This is a genomic window from Microcystis sp. M144S2 (genome assembly GCF_020246065.1).
Lineage (GTDB): Bacteria > Cyanobacteriota > Cyanobacteriia > Cyanobacteriales > Microcystaceae > Microcystis > Microcystis ichthyoblabe_A.
Genome location: NZ_JADBTR010000105.1, coordinates 1 through 17,114 on the forward strand (window position 1 = coordinate 1; position 17,114 = coordinate 17,114).

The 17,114-nt window shown below is 44.2% G+C and carries 16 protein-coding genes and 2 pseudogenes; 10 read left to right on the plus strand and 8 right to left on the minus strand.

Annotation, left to right across the window (positions count from 1 at the left end):
• Positions 1–271: 271 nt before the first annotated feature.
• Positions 272–613, plus strand: coding sequence for a DUF952 domain-containing protein (locus tag IM462_RS12855; RefSeq protein WP_045360200.1), 342 nt, complete (start codon positions 272–274; stop codon positions 611–613).
• On the opposite strand, the gene IM462_RS12860 is transcribed toward IM462_RS12855, so the two are convergent.
• Positions 590–1,903, minus strand: coding sequence for a cytosine deaminase (locus IM462_RS12860; RefSeq protein WP_287704652.1), 1,314 nt, complete (start codon positions 1,901–1,903; stop codon positions 590–592). The two genes, IM462_RS12855 and IM462_RS12860, sit on opposite strands and share 24 nt — an antisense overlap.
• Before the next feature lie 166 nt (positions 1,904–2,069).
• Entirely contained in the window at positions 2,070–2,957 is an 888-nt protein-coding gene (gene cofG, locus IM462_RS12865; protein WP_287704654.1) for a 7,8-didemethyl-8-hydroxy-5-deazariboflavin synthase subunit CofG, read from the minus strand.
• 112 nt (positions 2,958–3,069) lie between these two features.
• Between cofG and IM462_RS12870 the strand changes: the two genes are divergently transcribed.
• On the plus strand, positions 3,070–4,734 hold the full coding sequence (locus tag IM462_RS12870; protein WP_287704656.1) for a transglutaminase domain-containing protein: 1,665 nt from the start codon (positions 3,070–3,072) through the stop codon (positions 4,732–4,734).
• Here IM462_RS12870 and IM462_RS12875 read toward each other — a convergent pair.
• From IM462_RS12875 to IM462_RS12885, 3 genes are all read right to left on the minus strand, one after another.
• A complete protein-coding gene (locus IM462_RS12875; protein ID WP_104395524.1) occupies positions 4,731–4,997 on the minus strand; it encodes a hypothetical protein in 267 nt (88 codons plus the stop codon). The two genes, IM462_RS12870 and IM462_RS12875, sit on opposite strands and share 4 nt — an antisense overlap.
• Before the next feature lie 204 nt (positions 4,998–5,201).
• On the minus strand, positions 5,202–5,789 hold the full coding sequence (locus tag IM462_RS12880) for a hypothetical protein (RefSeq protein WP_287704658.1): 588 nt from the start codon (positions 5,787–5,789) through the stop codon (positions 5,202–5,204).
• A complete protein-coding gene (locus tag IM462_RS12885; RefSeq protein WP_287715264.1) occupies positions 5,779–6,045 on the minus strand; it encodes a hypothetical protein in 267 nt (88 codons plus the stop codon). The genes IM462_RS12880 and IM462_RS12885 overlap by 11 nt, the downstream gene beginning before the upstream one ends.
• A gap of 241 nt (positions 6,046–6,286) precedes the next feature.
• Between IM462_RS12885 and IM462_RS12890 the strand changes: the two genes are divergently transcribed.
• The 5 genes from IM462_RS12890 to IM462_RS12910 all read left to right on the plus strand — a co-directional run bounded on the left by IM462_RS12890 (position 6,287) and on the right by IM462_RS12910 (position 11,728).
• Positions 6,287–7,057 (plus strand): sirohydrochlorin chelatase, encoded by a 771-nt coding sequence (locus IM462_RS12890; RefSeq protein ID WP_287704662.1) that lies wholly within the window; start codon positions 6,287–6,289, stop codon positions 7,055–7,057.
• Positions 7,054–7,518, plus strand: a complete 465-nt coding sequence (folK, locus tag IM462_RS12895) for a 2-amino-4-hydroxy-6-hydroxymethyldihydropteridine diphosphokinase (protein WP_287168746.1) — start codon at positions 7,054–7,056, stop codon at positions 7,516–7,518. The genes IM462_RS12890 and folK overlap by 4 nt, the downstream gene beginning before the upstream one ends.
• A 157-nt stretch (positions 7,519–7,675) precedes the next feature.
• Positions 7,676–9,040, plus strand: a complete 1,365-nt coding sequence (locus IM462_RS12900) for a GTP-binding protein (RefSeq protein ID WP_287704664.1) — start codon at positions 7,676–7,678, stop codon at positions 9,038–9,040.
• A 132-nt stretch (positions 9,041–9,172) separates the two neighbouring features.
• Positions 9,173–9,694: a hypothetical protein gene (locus IM462_RS12905; protein ID WP_287704666.1), complete on the plus strand. Its 522-nt coding sequence runs from the start codon at positions 9,173–9,175 to the stop codon at positions 9,692–9,694.
• A gap of 180 nt (positions 9,695–9,874) precedes the next feature.
• Positions 9,875–11,728, plus strand: coding sequence for a peptidoglycan D,D-transpeptidase FtsI family protein (locus tag IM462_RS12910; RefSeq protein WP_287704668.1), 1,854 nt, complete (start codon positions 9,875–9,877; stop codon positions 11,726–11,728).
• 956 nt (positions 11,729–12,684) lie between these two features.
• Here IM462_RS12910 and IM462_RS12915 read toward each other — a convergent pair.
• Positions 12,685–13,407 carry a PEP-CTERM sorting domain-containing protein gene (locus IM462_RS12915; RefSeq protein ID WP_287704670.1) on the minus strand — a complete coding sequence of 241 codons (723 nt, stop codon included), beginning with the start codon at positions 13,405–13,407 and terminating at the stop codon, positions 12,685–12,687.
• Between the two features lie 492 nt (positions 13,408–13,899).
• Here IM462_RS12915 and IM462_RS12920 point away from each other — a divergent pair, with 492 nt between their 5' ends.
• The 3 genes from IM462_RS12920 to grrA all read left to right on the plus strand — a co-directional run bounded on the left by IM462_RS12920 (position 13,900) and on the right by grrA (position 16,446).
• A complete protein-coding gene (locus IM462_RS12920) occupies positions 13,900–15,069 on the plus strand; it encodes a PQQ-dependent sugar dehydrogenase (RefSeq protein WP_287704672.1) in 1,170 nt (389 codons plus the stop codon).
• A gap of 88 nt (positions 15,070–15,157) precedes the next feature.
• The gene (gene grrP / locus IM462_RS12925; RefSeq protein ID WP_287704674.1) at positions 15,158–16,057 is read left to right on the plus strand and encodes an extracellular substrate binding-like orphan protein GrrP; all 900 of its coding nucleotides are present in this window, start codon (positions 15,158–15,160) and stop codon (positions 16,055–16,057) included.
• Positions 16,058–16,071: 14 nt separating this feature from the next.
• Entirely contained in the window at positions 16,072–16,446 is a 375-nt protein-coding gene (grrA, locus tag IM462_RS12930; protein WP_287704676.1) for a GrrA/OscA1 family cyclophane-containing rSAM-modified RiPP, read from the plus strand.
• A gap of 74 nt (positions 16,447–16,520) precedes the next feature.
• Here the strand turns inward: grrA and IM462_RS12935 are convergent.
• Both IM462_RS12935 and IM462_RS12940 read right to left on the minus strand, forming a co-directional pair.
• A pseudogene (locus IM462_RS12935) lies at positions 16,521–16,679 on the minus strand (DUF2887 domain-containing protein); the annotation flags it as partial.
• Positions 16,680–16,708: 29 nt separating this feature from the next.
• Positions 16,709–16,975, minus strand: a pseudogene (locus tag IM462_RS12940) (Rpn family recombination-promoting nuclease/putative transposase); the annotation flags it as partial.
• Positions 16,976–17,114 lie beyond the last annotated feature (139 nt).

Below are 17,114 nucleotides of genomic sequence, written 5' to 3' on the forward strand. Positions count from 1 at the left end.
CTTACCTCCACCTTAATTCCTTCTTTCAAAACTATACCTATCAATCGTTTCCCCTTTTTTTAAGTTTCTTCTCTTTTTGTTAAGAAAGATCCGACTAATGGATAGCTTGATAAGGGGGGTGTCTGACAACTTTTAACGCCTACCTACTTAATTGGTCGGACAAATTTCTTGTCTTTATTCCCTGACCCCTAGTTTAAGAGAATTGAGGGCTGCTGACAGCTTCAGGCTATATCCTAAAATTAGGGATAAAGTGACAGTAGGAGGCGAACCGATGATCTATCACATCACCACAGAAAGAGGTTGGCAAATAGCTCGTGAAATGGGGGAATATCGGGCGTATTCCCTAAAAAATGAGGGATTTATCCATTGCTCCACCTTAGAACAAATTCCGAAAGTTGTGGCCGCTTTTTATCAAAATCAGCCAGATTTGCTGGTTTTAGCCATTTCTCCTGAACAATTGCAGTCCCCGGTTAAATGGGAGCAGCCCCAACATCCTAACCCAGAAAATGCCACTTCAGAGCTAGAAAAAGAGACCTTTCCCCATATTTACGGTGCTATCAACCTAGAATCGGTGGTTTTTGTCAAACCCTTACAGGAGTTGCTCAATTCCTAGAACTAAATCATCTAACTCTTGGTAATCGGGGAGAGTAGTATCAATGCTCAACCCGCGCCGAATCACGAGACGATCCCACTGTGGTCGCGATAATAGCTCGCTAAAGTATCGCGCCTTGAAAATTAACAAATTTGCCTCTAGACCCGTCTTAATGCGCCCTAAATGGGGCAATCCGAGCAGATTTGCTGGGGTGAGGGTGACACTATTTACCCAGTCAGCGTAGGGTGTGTCGAGATGGGCAATCCGCACCGCTTGGGTAAAGACTTCTAAACCATCGTGATCCCCAAAACCATAGAAGGGATCGCGACAGTTATCACTGGCAAAAGCAACGGGAATTCCCGCTTTTTTCATCTCTTTTATCTTAGTTGTTCCGCGCCAAAAGGGGGTTTTTTCCTCTTGACGATCCTGTAGGTAGAGATTGCACATCGGCAAGCTAACGATAGCAATGCCCGCATTTTTGACTAAATTTAGGGTTTCTTGGATTATTTCAGGGGATTGTACCGCTAAACTGCAACAGTGACCACAGATGATTTGTCCAGAAAATTGCTCTTTGATGGCAGTACGCGCGATCGCTGCTAAACAGGTAGAATCGGAATCGCCGTTTTCATCCAGATGAAAATCGAGATTTAAACCCCTTTCTTGGGCTAATTTGAAGGTAATATCAATTTGTGCCTGTAAATCTGGATTTGTGTAGGCTACTCCCCCTAATATGCCTCCAAATTCGGCAATTTTATCGGCTAAGGCCGCTCCCTCGGAGGTTTGATAGTAGTCAAGGGAAACTAGAGAAACCGCTTGCAGGGTGATTTTACTGGCCCATTGTCGTTGCAATTCTGCCAAAGCGGTTAAGCTAATCTGTGCCTGTTGACCAAAAGAGTCGATATGAGTGCGAATAGCGGCAGTTCCGTGGGCATAACTGCATTTAACGCCGAATTCCATGCGACGATACACATCCTCTAAGCGCCACTCCCGTCGGGAATCCTCTAGGGCCATTTTTAAGGCACTGTCAAAAGTGCCATCATGGTTAGGACAACGATGCCAACTATGACCTTTATCGAGATGGGTGTGCATATCGACAAAGCAAGGAAAAACAATCTTTTTTTTGAGGTCAATAACGGGAATATTATCTTCGGGGGGGATGGTTGAGGTGATGCAATTAATGTTACCGTCATTAATTTCCAGATTAACTAAGGTTAATCCCTCGGCGGTTTGGGGAGAAAACCCCTCATTTTCTAGCAGGGAAACGGGAATATGAGCATTTTTGAGCCAGTAGCGCTCGCTTGAGGGAATCATAAGACCTCTGGTAAAAATCAAAAATTGTTGTTAGGGTTAGGAGTCGGTCGTCGGTCGTCAGGAGAATTAAGAATGAATAATAATCAATTATGCGGTATTAAGTAAGGAGTGTTAAATGGCATTAACAGTGCTATCTTTTCCCTGATTACTGATCACTGATTACTGATTACTGATAAACCGGCAGACGCGCCTTTAATTCCCAGCCATAAACTGCTAAAAATTCCTTTAATTTATCGGGGTGTAAATGGAGGTAATCGGGATTAACTTCATCGATAATGCCAATACCGCCTAAATCCCGCGCTCCTGCCGCTAAACAATCCAAAAGAAAAAGAGGATCGGGTACTAAATTCGGGGGAATTTGAATGACAATATCTGGGGGCAAAATTTCCCTAGCTTGTCTAACCAGATCGGGTAATTTTTGCAGATCAAAAGGATTATTTTGCCACTGTTCTCTTTTGCCCGGATTGTAGGGTTGTAGGATCACTTCTTGAATATGTCCCCAACGTTGATGAATAGCGGCAATAGTTTCTAAGGTTACTAAGCGATCGCATTCTGTTTCACCAATTCCTAATAATAACCCCGTGGTAAAAGGAATTCCTAATTCTCCCGCCCATTGTAACTGCTCTAATCGCAAGGATGGCACTTTACTGGGGGCATGACGATGGACAGTATCTAATAAAGTCACCGTCATTTGTTCTAACATTATGCCCATAGATAGATTGACATTTTTTAGTTTTTCCATCTCAGCAAAAGTTAAAATCCCCGCATTGGTATGGGGATAAAAACCCATATTTAAAGCCAATGCTGCTAAATTATAAATATGCCGAAACCATAACTCTCGATTGGCTGCTAAAGGATGAACTTCGCCGCTAAGAATTAAAATTTCCGTAATTTCCGAACCCTGCAAAGCAGTTAAAATCTCTTTGGCTTTTTCCAAACTTAACCAGCCATCAGTGCCTAAATCCCTGCGAAAATTACAATAACTGCAACGATTGAAACACTCGTAGGTAGGTACAAGGGTATGAGAGGGACTATAGGTGACAATTCTTGACATTTTTTTCGGGATTGCAGTTCATTACGAGCATTCAAGGGCGAGAAAATTTGCTATCGTGGGGAGAATTGCTGTTTTATTCACCTAAAAACGCTCTCCCTTTTCGTTTCCTCCTATGATTTTCGATCCTGCCAGTCTTCCCTCCCATCGTCAAACGATTCGTCCGATTAGCGCCACGGCTCTGCACGGAATTGTATTTCAAGATGACAAATTAATCGCTATCGACGCAAAAAACGGCTATTTATACCAAATTGCCCTCGATAATGGTCATACAAGCGTACTTAATTCCCATCGCTGGCAAGAATTCGTCGGGACGACGGGATTGGCAATCGATGATCAAAATCACCTCTGGTTTACTACCCGCGAAAATCTCTACTGCTGCACTCTCGAAGATTTTACCCCGAAATTTTTTACCCGTCTTCCCTACACCGCTAACGGAGTCGCCGTAACTGGTAACACAATTTATGTCACTTGTCAACGTTCTGGACAAATCTTTATATTTGATCGCCAATCGGGACAGGAAATTACTCGTTTGTACGCGCCTGGTATCGGCATCGAAAATATCACCATTCGCGGGGAAGAACTTTGGTTAACGGATACCCTAGAACAAACGGTTTACTGTCTTGATCGCGCCACGGGAGAACAGCTTTTTAGCATGATAACTCCTTTTGAATCGCCGACGGGATTAGCATTTTATCGCGATGCGAACAGTGGCAAGGATATCCTATATGTGGCCTATGCTTTCCAGGAACCCTTTATCCGCGATAATCCCAATTCCGAACAGGTTTACGAACTTAGTTATCGTCCGCGTACTTTTGTCCATCCTCTATATTTTCACTACGATCCCGCTAAAAAATACGCCCTTTCTAACGGTTATCTGATTGAATTATCCTACGTCGAGGAATTGGAACCTCTATATAATATCGAACTAAAAGATGTGGAATGGCGCATCGCTTTACCCTTAGAAACACCACGGCAAAAAATTCGCAGCGTCGAAGCGGTGGGATTGCCTTTTATTGAAGAAATTCAAGACGGGCAGCGGGTGGCAGTATTTAAGTTCGAGCAAATAACCGGCAAACAACGTCATATTTTTGGTTGGAAAGTGGTCCTAGAAGTGTGGGGAATTAAATACCAAATTACTCCCAAAGATTGCGAAGATTTACCCCCCTTACCCGCCGATTTTCCCGATCGCTATTTGATCGATAATGATGATCTGGCCATGAATACAGAAATTATCCTCAATGCTGCCGAAGAAGCGATCGGTCGGGAAACCAATCTCCTCCGAAAAGTTTATAGTATTCGTAACTACGTCTATGATCAGCTTTCCTACGGCATCAAACCCAACATCGACACCCCCGATATTGCCCTGCGGCGCGGAGTGGGTTCCTGTGGCGAATATGTGGGTTTATTATTGGCTTTGTGTCGTCTCAATGGTATTGCCTGTCGCACGGTAGGACGCTATAAATGCCCACCCCATCCCCTCGAACGTAATTTACCCCTCGAACCGGATTACAATCACGTCTGGATGGAATTTTATCTTCCCTCTATCGGTTGGGTTCCCATGGAGTCCAATCCCGATGATATTTTTGAAGGCGGTCCCTATCCCAATCGTTTCTTTATGGGTTTAGCTTGGTATCACACGGAAATTGCCAAAGATATCCCCTTTGAACGAATGCTCAGTGAAGGACAACCGGTGTTAAAAACCCAAGTTCCCATCGGCGATTTAGCGATTAATCACGTTCAATTCATCATTCTTGAGGAATTAGCCCCAAAAGACTAGAATTCTGACCCATCATCTAGGATGCCCATTTCTCTATCTCTGGCTTCTTTGAGTTCTTTGACCATTTGCAAACCCGCGCCCACACAGAAGCCCAGAGCTGCCCCGGCACCGGTCAAATAACGTCCATAGATGATTTGATAGCTATAGGGATTTTTATAGTTGACTTGGCTGGGATTGCGTTCAATGCGGCTAATGCCATAACCGATACCTGCCCCGACTAAAGCGGTAACAAGGCCTGAAAATAGAACTAGACGAAAGTTCATGATCTTATCTCCCGATGGACTCTGACTTTAGATTATCGCTGAAAATTAGTTCCTGGCAAGCGATCGCAATAATTCGTTATCAAGTGAACCAAATCGCCCACAAAGCTAGAACTGTGGATAGGAAACCATAGGATTTATCGAATCGTCAAAAAACCAATCTTTCCCTATAGGTAGTTATTGGTAAAAGTTAAGGTGATTTATCTATTACCAGACTTTTTTTACTCCTGTAGGTAAACCAACTCGCATAAAAAATCTAGCGAAAGCTTGAGATAAATGTTCACGATAGGGAGGACGTAAACGAAGTCTAGATTGCTGTTTATTTTGCAAGAAGGATTCCAAAAAAGTCCTCGGTAAAGTGTACACATCATGAAAATCAACTATTCGATGAGTTAATTTTAGGTCGCCGATTTCTCCTTCGTTGAGCATAGAAAGATTCCATATATAACCATTTTTAATATCATCACAATATCTCCCCCACGCCTTGGCCGTAGGATTTTGTTTCATATTGTTCATTGTCTGTTCCCAATATTCTTGATATTGGCTGAGAGCAAAGTGAGGGCAAAGGATGACATTATTGACTTTCTTGTTTTCTAAGTCGCAGCCTTGGGTGATAACAACCAGATCAATCTCAGCTACTTCCACTAAGGATCGAAGTGTTTCAATTTCTGTTTGATTGCTTACCTCAACAGATTTAGAAGCCCAACGAACCACAGGACAATTAAGAATAATATCCCCTTGGCTTAACTCAAAATTTGCATCTACCGCCTCATACCAAAGGTCATTAGTTATCATCTTCGAGTCGATAATTATCAATTACAACACAAGGTTTCCAAGTGGGTGTTTCCTGAGATTTAATATTCACTTCTTCAGAAAATAAGATTTTCGGTTGATGAGAAACTACAAAAACTCCTCTACAATCCAGTTCATCATCATCATCTTCTGCTGCGTCTATCCGGCAAGATTCTGATGATAAAACTGTAGGTAATTTTACCACTTCTATTAGGGGTGGTTGTTCGTAGGAGGGTAATTGTTTACTGTCTGTTTCCACTTTCACGTTAACTGCCTCGTTGACTAAGTTGGGCGATTAATTAGGTTATACCTCAATATCTAGACTAACTCAAGGCGGCGGGCTGATTTGCTCACACTTTACATCCCGTAAAATGGTAGCACTTGGGGCTAGTGGGGAGGTTTTTCCGCTACCAGCTAAATTGAGAATATCAGGGGCATTGATGCCTAAAGGGAGACAAAATGTATTAGGCTAAAAACTAAACTATTTTGGCAAGATTTCTTTGAAGACCTCCTCAGCTTACTTATTGGTTTTCCACGGTAGTCGCGATCCGCGTCCAGCCTTGGCGGTGACGCAATTAGCAGCCTTAGTTCAGGAAAAAATGAGTCAACCCGCCGAAAGATTGGCGAGTAAATCGGAGTTTAGCCCGTCTCTAGCGGTTCTAGAAGCAGATAATCGGGTATTAGTAGGGACTGCCGCCCTAGAATTAGCGATAACACCTCTCCATCAACAAATAGAAGCTTTTGCCCAACAAGCACAAAGCCAAGGATGTAACCGATTGCAGATTATCCCCCTGTTTCTCCTGTCGGGGGTTCACGTTAAAGAAGATATTCCCGCGGCCGTGGCCAAAGTGCGATCGCCAATTAAGCTAGAGTTAAAGCCCCATTTAGGCAGTTATCAGGGCATAAAATCGCTGTTATCCCGACAATTTGCCGATTTAAGCCCCCAAGACCGCATTTTACTGTCCCACGGTAGTCGTCGCCCCGGGGGTAATCGGGAAGTGGAAAATCTAGCGGCGTTTTCTGGGGCAATTACAGCTTATTGGTCGATAGAACCGAGTTTATCCCAACAAATCGAGAGTTTAATTGCTAAAGGTAGCCAAAAAATCGCTATACTGCCCTATTTCCTCTTTACTGGTGGAATTACGGCTGCGATCGAAGCCCAAGTTTTTGAACTATCACAAAAGCATCCAAATGTCAATATATTTTTAGGTAAATCTTTGGGGGCGACGGGGGAATTAGCCGAGATTATTGTTGAGGAAGGATGTGGATGAAGCGGGCAGCGATCGCTTTGGGCGGTAATTTAGGGGATTCAGCGACAATTTTAGGGCAAGCTTTAGGGGAATTAGAGCGAGTCAAAGGAATTAAACTAGAAGCTCATTCCCAATGGTATCAAACCGCGGCCGTCGGCCCTCCTCAGCCCGATTATCTCAACGGTTGCGCCATTGTGCAAGTGGATTTATCGCCCTTAGATTTACTGCATAAATTATTAGAAATCGAGCAGTTATTCGGGAGAGTCCGACGGGAAAGATGGGGACCGCGTACCCTCGATTTAGACTTAATATTTTATGAGGACCTGATCTTAGAAACGCCCGAATTACAGATACCCCATCCCCGCTGCCGAGAACGGGCCTTCGTGCTGCTTCCCCTGGCGGAAATTGCCCCCGATTGGCGAGATCCCGTCACTGGAAAAACTATCCTTCAGCTATTGGGCCGATTGGGATTGGCGGAGTAGGATGTTAGGTGTTAGGGTTTTAGTGGAAAACTTCGCTAATTTCTTTTCACTGATTACTGAAAAGTCTTCCCCTAGCCCCAGATAACCTCATCTCAGTTACCGCCCCGAAACTCTACAATAAAGGCAGCAGCATCAATAAACAGTAAAAAAATCAACCGTGACCAAGACCCCATCCCTCCAGGAAACTCATTACAATCAGGCTAAAGCTAGTTTACAACAGGCCTTAACTTGGTATGCCAGTTTTCGCCGCCATTGGAATTATCCCCCCGATCCCCAACTTCAGGCCGCCGTTAAACAGGATTTGCAGTCCCTAAAATCGGCCTTGGATAAACTGGATGAAACGGTGATTCGGGTGGCAGCCTTCGGGTTAGTCAGTCGCGGTAAATCCTCGGTGGTAAACGCTTTAGTCGGTCAAAAAGTCCTGACAACTGGCCCCCTGCACGGGGTGACACGCTGGCCGCGATCGGTGCGTTGGACACCAGCCACGGGTAAAATTCAGATAGAATTAATCGATACCCCCGGATTGGATGAGATTGAAGGGGAAGCGCGGGCGAATATGGCCAGAGAAGTCGCTAAAAGTGCCGATTTGATTTTATTTATCGTCGCTGGGGATATTACCCGCACTGAATACGAGGCCTTAGGCGAATTGCGCCAGGCGAAAAAACCGATTATTTTGGTGTTTAATAAGATTGATCTTTATCCGGAGGCCGATCGCCGTCAGATTTTTCAGCAGTTACAGAGATTAGGAACCAATCGGGACGAAAAAACGTTAGAAGATTTGTTAACTAGCGATGAGATAGTTATGGTAGCCGCCGAACCGCAACCGATTCCCGTCCGGGTGGAATACCCCGATGGGCGCGTGGTGACTGAGTGGGAAACCCCTCCCCCCCAAATTGAGGAGCTGCAAGATAAACTCTTAACGATTTTAAATCGGGAAGGGCGATCGCTGTTAGCCCTCAATGCTTTAGTGCAAGGGCAAGAAGCGGAGGAAAATATCGCTAGAAAAACCCTGGAACTCCGGGACAGTCAAGCGGAGGAAATTATCTGGCAATACGCGAAATATAAGGCTTTAGCGATTGCGGCTAATCCGATCGCTATTTTAGACCTCCTAGGGGCTTCAATCGTCGATTTGACTCTAGTTCGGGCTTTAGCTCGTTTGTACGGCCTGCCAATTACCAGTCACCAAGCTGGTCAACTCTGGCGGACGCTACTTTTGAGTAGTGGGGGGTTGCTGGTGGGGGAAATCCTCAGCACTGTGATTATCGGTTTGGGCAAAACGGCAGCGGCAGCGACGAGTATTTTTGAAAATCCCACCTCTTTAACCCTCTACGGTAGTACCGCTCTCCTACAGGGAGCAATTGCCGCTTATGGAACCTATATCATCGGGAAAGCCGCTAAAATCTATCTAGAACGCGGTTGTAGTTGGGGGGCATCCGGACCGAGTACGGTGATTAATCAAATTCTCGCTCAAGTTCATCCGCAAACTATCTTATATCGTTTACGTATAGAACTAGAACGGTGATTTTAAAGTAAAAAGGAAAAAAGGCAACAGTTATCAATTAAATATTTCCTACTGACTACTGATGACCGACTCCTAATTTTAGAAACTTAATTTTTGACAACGACCACTAGCTAGAAATATTGAGAGAAAATCATGTCTGCTGCCCATAAGTCCTATATTCCCGTTCCCGTTTCTCGCCAAAAAAGCCAAGGCAGTCAACCTCGTCCCCAGTCACCAGTAAATCAGGCAACCCCAACGGTAAAACCGACGACTAAATCGGTGGCGAGAGTTCCCGTGGCTCCGACACAAAAACAATTAGCCTCGCGTCAATTACGTTTCCTTTGCCTCCTAGAAAGAATAGTGGCCGTGATTACTTTTTGTCTGTTGGGTTCGACTCTGGGAATATATGCTTGGACGGTATATATTCCCAAGGTTTGGGACAAAGAATTTGGTAAACTGGAAACACTGCAACGTCACGAGCGCAATCTTTTGGCCACCAATGAAACCCTTAAACATCAACTAGCTCAACAAGCAGAAAAACCCGAAACCGGATTAACTCATCCCCAACCCTTCCAAACTATCTTTTTACAGCGTAAATCTGCCCCAAACCTGAAACCTGCCCCCGCTTCTCAACCCCAATCTACCGTCAATTCTCGACCGAGAAGTGCCTATTAACAGTTATCAGTTAACAGTTATCAGTTATCAGTGGGTAAGTTAACAGTGATCAGATGTGAGTTTTTAAGTGTGCAGTATTAAATAGAAGTTTCCTACTGTCTTTTTACTGATCACTGATTACTCTGTTTACTGATCACTGTTTACTGATCACTGATCACTGATCACTGAAAGATACTTCTCATGACTGACACAAAAAGACCCCGATTTAGAAGCAAAGAAACTCGATCGCCCTCTGGCAGGGTCCGGGACAGAAAGTCCTATTTAAACGCCAAAAAACAGCAACAACAGTTAAAAAAATTGCCTTTGAGTAATGGGCGATTAGTGGCGGTGTGGTTGATTTTAGTCATGGGTATTTTGGGGTTAGCTTGGCGACTGTATCAGTTGCAAATAGTACAAGGGCAAGAATTGCAAAAAAGAGCCAGACAACAGCAAACCACCAGTATTAGACCCTATATTCCCCGACGGGCGATCGTCGATAGTAATGGTAATGTTTTGGCGACCGATCGCTTGATTTATACTCTTTATGTACACCCAAAACTGTTTGCTATTCCCCCGGCAGAAGTGGCTGATAAATTAGCTCCTTTATTAAATATTCCTACTAATCAACTGATTCAAAGATTTAAAGAAAAAGAAACAGGAATTCGTTTAGCCAATCAATTAACCGAATCCGTGGCTAGGGGCTTAAAACAATTATCTCTTGACGGTGTAGAATTAGAGGAGAAATACGCTCGTTATTATCCCCAAGACGATGTGGCTGCCGACGTGATTGGCTATGTAGATAAAGAACATCGTGGCCAAGCAGGACTAGAGCGAGGTTCCAGTCAGTTATTAGAAAGAGATCCTTTTTCTGTCAATACAAGACGCATGGGAGACGGGCGAATCTTACCAGCTTTTGTCCCCGATGGTGTCTTTCAATTTGATGAATTACAGTTAGAAGTAACCCTCGATTTAAAACTACAAAGAGCCGCTCGCACAGCCCTACGAGAACAGCTTAAAAAATTTAATGCTAAACGAGGGGCTGTCATCGTCATGGACTCCCTTGATGGTTCTCTTTTAGCCCTAGTTTGTGAGCCAACTTTTAACCCCAACGAATACTATAAAGCCAATGTGGCTCTATTTAAAAATTGGACCGTAGCCGATCAGTACGAACCGGGGTCAACTTTTAAACCAATTATTGTCGCCCTGGCCATGGAAGCGGGGGCAATTAAAGCTAATACGGTAGTCAATGATCCGGGGGCAATTACTGTCGGTCCCTGGACCATTAAAAATGCCTCTAAACAGGGTTATGGGGCGCTAGATATGGCCCGAGTTCTGCAAACCTCTAGTAACGTCGCCATGGTGCAAATTGCCCAAAAAATGGGGCGAGTTGATTTCTATAAAAGTTTATTAGGATTGGAAATAAATCAAAGGGTTGGCGTAGATTTACCCGGAGAAGTGGCAGGATATCTCAAACCCGAACAAGAATTTCTGGATAATGCCATTGAATCGGCCACCGCTTCCTTTGGTCAAGGTTTATCCCTAACGCCTTTAAAATTAGTACAATTGCACGGTGCGCTGGCTAATGGTGGCACCCTGGTGACTCCCCATGTGATCAAAGGATTAGCCGACGACCGCGGCCGTTTGCACTGGCAGCCCGATTATCCCAGCAAAAAAGTCTTTTCTCCCACCGTGGCCCGGCAAGTGGTGGAAATGATGGAAACCGTCGTCAGCAAGGGGACGGGGGTAGCAGCCCAAATCCCCGGTTATCGCATCGGAGGCAAAACGGGAACCGCACAAAAAGCCAGTCCGACAGGGGGTTATCTACCTAACGCCAAAATTACCAGTTTTGTCGCGATTTTACCGATCGAATCGCCCCGTTATGTGGTTTTGGTGGTGGTGGATGAACCCAAGGGTGCCAATACTTTTGGCTCCACTGTTGCCGCTCCCGTGGCAAAAACGGTGATGAATACGCTCATTTCCCTCAAAGGTATCCCCCCCACCTCCAAGGTGGTTCCGGCGGGTTCTACGACCAATAAACCCCCGCGCCACGATTAATTTAAGTGTTGGGGAGAAAAGCCGCTAAATTGTCCGGTAACTCCCATTCTACATGGGGTTTAACTATTTTGGGCGTTGCCGATTTCAGAGCCGATTGGGGAGTCGGTGGTCGGTCAAAGAGGCACGCTCTAACGTGGTAAACAGCCTCAACTCCGGCCAGTATTGGAATGGGTGTAGGGGTTCCAAGTTCCTAACTCCTGGGAGGAACGGCCACAGAGATAAGATGGATTAGTGTTTATTTCAAGACGTTTAGACTTATTTATAGCGGTTCTCGTATCTGTGCGGCACACTTAAACCTTTGCCGATTAAGCTGTTCAGGATCGGAAATGTACCTCTTCTGAATCAGAAACGCTATAGTCAATTTTTTGAAGATAAGGGAATCGAGCAATAGACCTCGACCTAATATTATCTCAAGACCAAAAGTCTTTCTAGTTAAGGAATATACCCGAATAAAAATTATTTTAATTGCCTCATATTTTTTCAGTGAAATTGAATTAGCAACGATAGATATACATTACAGCTATAGAACTATTTGATTAGTACGCAGACGAAAAGCAAGCTGTGACTGGGTTATAATTTTTGGAGATGTCTAATTATTGGGAGAAGAAATAAAAACCGATTATATCAATGATGATATAGTCGGGAGAGTCATGGATGAATTCAGAAGTGTTGAATGATAGCTTCATAAAGTAAAAAAGCGACTATCACATCACATTCTAGTCACACCTAACTGATAATTGTTATTATCATGATGCTAAACTCCTTTGGGGGAATTGTCAAAACAATCTTAAGAAGTTTGAGAGGGTTAGGGATATCTCTCCGGAAGATTTATTGCGGGAATCAGTGGCAGTAAAGCTTCATACCCCTAATTGGGGTCAATTAAGCACCTGAGCAAAATTAATTGCATATCTAAGCCGTCTTCCGTCTCGACTAGGAAATTAATTTTGCACGACTACTCATCGTTTTTGTTGTAACTTTGAAGCGATTCCCAACAGTCCGAAACCTAGCAATCCTAATATCGCGGAAGGTTCGGGAATGGAAGAAGCGTCAAGGGTTACATTATCGAAATTCGTCTGAGCTCCCGATGAGACCAGAAAAATTTTTAACTGCTGACCGATGAGCGGACCGCTGCTACCACTGGTATAGCTAACGGTGACACGTTCGAAAGTTCCGGGATCGGGAGTAACACTGTTAAAGCCTAGCTCCGTAGTTCCGGCTATAAGTCTGATCCTGTAGTTTGGAAAGGTAAGAGATTTTCTGCGTCCGACATCCACGCCCAAAGTATATCGCGTGTTCGGTTGCAAAACTGCGGAAAGTGCCTGGGCGATAGTTCCCCCGTTATTGTAGGCTACTTGATTTCCATCAGGAACCGGTTGTAGACCGTAAAAAAAATCACGGCCAGTAAGATTTTGAGATTTGGTTGGATCAAGAACCCCCTGATACGCACCATTTGAGGGATGTAACGACCAGCCGATGATGCTATTAATGCTATAATACCCATCCGACTGTACGGGAGCAATCGGGGATTCAAAGCTATGATTCAATATGGGAATAGATGCAGCCCTAACTTGCCCCTGCGGAACAATCATCAAACAAGAAGATGCGAGCGCTATTTTGAATAATCCTAGCTTATCGCAACCAGCAAAAGAAATTAATTTCGCTAATACTTTTTGATTCATAGCCTCTATACTCCAAAGGAAGACATTCTAGATTAATCATAGCAACACCTCAAAATTTCAGCAACACCAAGCCCTGATAAATCCGTCTTTAGAGTTAATTTTGACTCTCGGTCTAATCTGCCTGTCTTTCTTGCTGTGACTCGCTTATAAGTTTTTGGGGATGTCTATTGATTGACCATAGAAATACTTAAGAATACTACATAGATTGAACGTTTAGGCTCCACACCGAAGAGATTATACTAGAAACGGGCCATAGCCTGTCAAGAGTAATGTTCCAAGAACTCGAAGCTATATTTGATGGGACAGTGCTTCAAACCGATGTTCCCTTAGAGCTAACGGTGGGTACGAGGGTAGGAATTCTTGTTGAGAGCGCATTGCCCAATGAAGTCAAACCGCCTAAAATGTTTCTTAAAACTGCCCGGTTTCTAAAATAGGGTGAGCTTGATTAGTCGGGGAAAATTGACCAATATTTGTATGGGGAGTTACCAACTAATGCTTACTTCTCTTAATCGCATTTTCTCGCCTATAGTATCCAGCGTTTTGATTACCATAATTATCTCCAGTTGTCAAGGTGCAAATGTATTAACTTCGGCGAATAATTCCCAGACAAATCAATGGCAAAAAGTGACCGTAATCGAGGGTTTAGAGCATCCCTGGTCGATGGTTTGGCTACCTAACGGGGAAATCCTGATCACAGAGCGTCCCGGTCGTTTAAGAGTGGTTAGAGAGGGCAAATTAGAACCAAAAGCCATCGCTGGAGTTCCCGAAGTTTTTGCCGTCGGACAAGGAGGATTGCTCGATGTGGCAATTCATCCCCAATTTGCCCAAAATCGCTGGATTTATCTAACTTATGCCCACGGAGACCAGGAGGCTAATCGTACCCGCGTCGCTCGTGCGGTTTATGATGGTGCAAGTTTGCGAGATGTGCGGGTTATTTTTGAAGTTTCCCAGGCAAAAACTGGCTCTCAACACTTCGGTTCGCGGTTATTATGGCTACCGGATGGCACTTTATTGGTAGCGATTGGGGACGGGGGCAATCCTCCCCTACAATTAGCGGGGGATTTAATTAGAAAACAGGCACAAAATCGGCAAAGTCATTTAGGTAAAATTATTCGCATCAATGACGACGGTTCTCTACCTAAAGATAATCCTTTTGCGGGTTCTAAAATTTGGAGTTATGGTCATCGGAATATTCAAGGAATCAGCTTTGATCCGATGACTAAAAGAGTCTGGGCAACAGAACACGGAGCGAAAGGAGGGGATGAATTAAATTTAATTGAAAAGGGTAAAAATTATGGTTGGCCAATGGTTTCTACCAGTCAAGAGTACGGCACTAATACCCCAGTTTCCAACGAAGAATCGCGCCCCGGTCTGATCGATCCGAAAACAATTTGGACACCTGCGATCGCTCCTTCGGGATTGGTCTTTTATACCGGTAATCGCTTTCCTAATTGGCAGGGAAATTTATTCGCCGGTGGTTTAGTTTCCAGGGATATTCGCCGTCTGTCAGTGGATAAATCGGGTAAAATTATCAATCAAGAAGCGATTCCCATCGGTCAGAGGGTGCGGGATGTGCGTCAAAGTCCCGACGGATTTTTATACCTGCTCACCGATGAAGGTAACGGTCAATTAATTCGCCTTGAACCGCCATCTAATTTGTAAAAGTTCACAGAAATTATTATGGAAACCTTGAAGATTTTTTAGTGAATTCTAGTATAGTTATGTTTGTACGGGAGCAAGCACTCGATTTATGAAGAAAATTTTACAGTTAGTGGGACTAGGTTGCATATTACCTATGTTCCTCGCTAGTGCAAGTTTAGCGGAAACAGTGGTGGAAAAAGTGGCTCGCACGGGATTTTTGACCGTAGGAACCCGTTTTGATGCGATTCCCTACTCCTACATCAATGATAAGGGGGAATTAGTCGGCTATTCTATGGATGTGTTGGAACGAATTAGAAAACGATTGGAAACTCGTCTCGGTCGTCCCGTCACCCTGCAAATGATTGAAGCTAACCAACCCGGAGAGAAAATTAATCTCATTCGCAGCGGGGAAATCGATATCGCCTGTAGTACGGCTTTTACTTGGGAAAGGGCGAAAGTGGTCGATTTTTCCATCAGTTACAGCATTTCTGGGATTAGGATTTTAGCTAAAAAAGGTAGCAATCTCTCCACTCCTCAATCCCTAATCGGTAAACGCATCGCCTTGGTTCCCACTTCCGCGGCCGTCGATGTGATTAAATTAGTACAACCGCAAGCGACAATTGTTACTACCTACAGCACCATAGAAGAAGCGATCGAAGCTTTAAAAACCGGTAAAATCGACGCAATAGCGGGGGATAGCATCTCTTTAGCGGGAACAATCCTCAGAGATAACCCTAAAATCTACGAAATCGTCCCCGAAGAAGCTCTAGCTAATTTTGGCATTGCTTGCATGGTTCCCGAAAATAACTCTACTTTTTTGGATGATGTCAACTATGCCATTGTTAAAATGATGCAGGATTACATCACCAATGATACGGCCACCGTTAGTCAAATCGATCGCTGGTTCGGTAGTCAAGGACTGGTTCCCATCCCCCCAGAATTATTAAAGGGGTTTTTTGCCTTCAAAGTTATCGAACACGCCCAAATTAATCCCCAAGAAGCCAAATAGGAGCATAAATTCAGGTGAATATCAGCAATAAAACCGGTTTAGTCGGCTTTCTTCTCGCTTTATCTGCTTTCGGTCTGACTAGCACCGCTCAGGCTGCCTCAGACGAGTCCAATCCCATTGAAGCGCGTTTAAGTCGTCTATCTAGTGCTGTACGCGAACGAGTTAACCAACTGCCGGAAGGTACTGCCGATCCTAGTTTACAAGCTTTAGGCTGGGGAGATGGTGGCAATCGCGGTTGGGGGAATAGTCGTGCTGGTGGTTGGGTAGATGGTCGCGGTGGTAGTTTTGTTAATGCGCGGCCCTGGCGCAATGGTTGGTCTGACCGTGGTGGTTTCTTTAATTCCCGACCGCGCTGGGGTAATGGTGGCGGTTTCTTAAATCGTTGGTAAGTTAAGGTTGGGTGAGGGGATAACTTTATCCTCGTCCCAACCCCGGTTTTATGATGAAATCTAGGGTGATTATTTTGAGGCAGAAAGACTCCATCAAGACGAAAGGAAAGTTGTTTGACTTCCACTGAGTCAAAGCGGTAGTTATTCGCTTCGCTGATAGGGAGTTGAATTAATTCAAAGAAGATAGAGGGGAATGATTGAAAGAGTTGATAAAAAATCGTGTCAGTTTTCATGCTTTTATTTTACAAGGCGATCGCATTTTTTATGTCCCGTTTTGTATAGCTCTAACTTGTTCAACCTCTAACTCTAAGGCGGATGCAACTTGCTCAACGCTTAACCCTAAGGCTAACAAACGAGGGACCGCCTCTAATGCTTTGTTTAGTCTGCCTTCCTGACGACCTTCCTGACGCGCTTCCTCGCGCACATCTTGAAAATACTGAGTCTGTTTTAATTCATCTAAACTAAACATAGTTTCTATCTCCCGACGATTGAGAAGCGGTAACTTATAAACAAGAATCGTCTCTATTAATTAGATCTCTTGCATAAGTCTAGACAAAATAGGATAAAATAGTCCAAGAGTTAAGATTGAAAGATGACTTACGAACAAGTAAAAACTTTAAAGCCAACAGAGTTCAAACGCTTGTGTGGCGTGTATCCAGATACATTTA

Bases quoted from the DNA above. Each gene is read 5' to 3' on its own strand.
- IM462_RS12875 (WP_104395524.1), bottom strand. From the start codon at position 4,997: ATGAACTTTCGTCTAGTTCTATTTTCAGGCCTTGTTACCGCTTTAGTC.
- IM462_RS12915 (WP_287704670.1), bottom strand. From the start codon at position 13,407: ATGAATCAAAAAGTATTAGCGAAATTAATTTCTTTTGCTGGTTGCGAT.
- IM462_RS12855 (WP_045360200.1), top strand. From the start codon at position 272: ATGATCTATCACATCACCACAGAAAGAGGTTGGCAAATAGCTCGTGAA.
- IM462_RS12880 (WP_287704658.1), bottom strand. From the start codon at position 5,789: ATGATAACTAATGACCTTTGGTATGAGGCGGTAGATGCAAATTTTGAG.
- folK (WP_287168746.1), top strand. From the start codon at position 7,054: ATGAAGCGGGCAGCGATCGCTTTGGGCGGTAATTTAGGGGATTCAGCG.
- cofG (WP_287704654.1), bottom strand. From the start codon at position 2,957: ATGTCAAGAATTGTCACCTATAGTCCCTCTCATACCCTTGTACCTACC.
- IM462_RS12860 (WP_287704652.1), bottom strand. From the start codon at position 1,903: ATGATTCCCTCAAGCGAGCGCTACTGGCTCAAAAATGCTCATATTCCC.
- IM462_RS12870 (WP_287704656.1), top strand. From the start codon at position 3,070: ATGATTTTCGATCCTGCCAGTCTTCCCTCCCATCGTCAAACGATTCGT.
- IM462_RS12910 (WP_287704668.1), top strand. From the start codon at position 9,875: ATGACTGACACAAAAAGACCCCGATTTAGAAGCAAAGAAACTCGATCG.
- grrP (WP_287704674.1), top strand. From the start codon at position 15,158: ATGAAGAAAATTTTACAGTTAGTGGGACTAGGTTGCATATTACCTATG.
- IM462_RS12920 (WP_287704672.1), top strand. From the start codon at position 13,900: ATGCTTACTTCTCTTAATCGCATTTTCTCGCCTATAGTATCCAGCGTT.
- IM462_RS12905 (WP_287704666.1), top strand. From the start codon at position 9,173: ATGTCTGCTGCCCATAAGTCCTATATTCCCGTTCCCGTTTCTCGCCAA.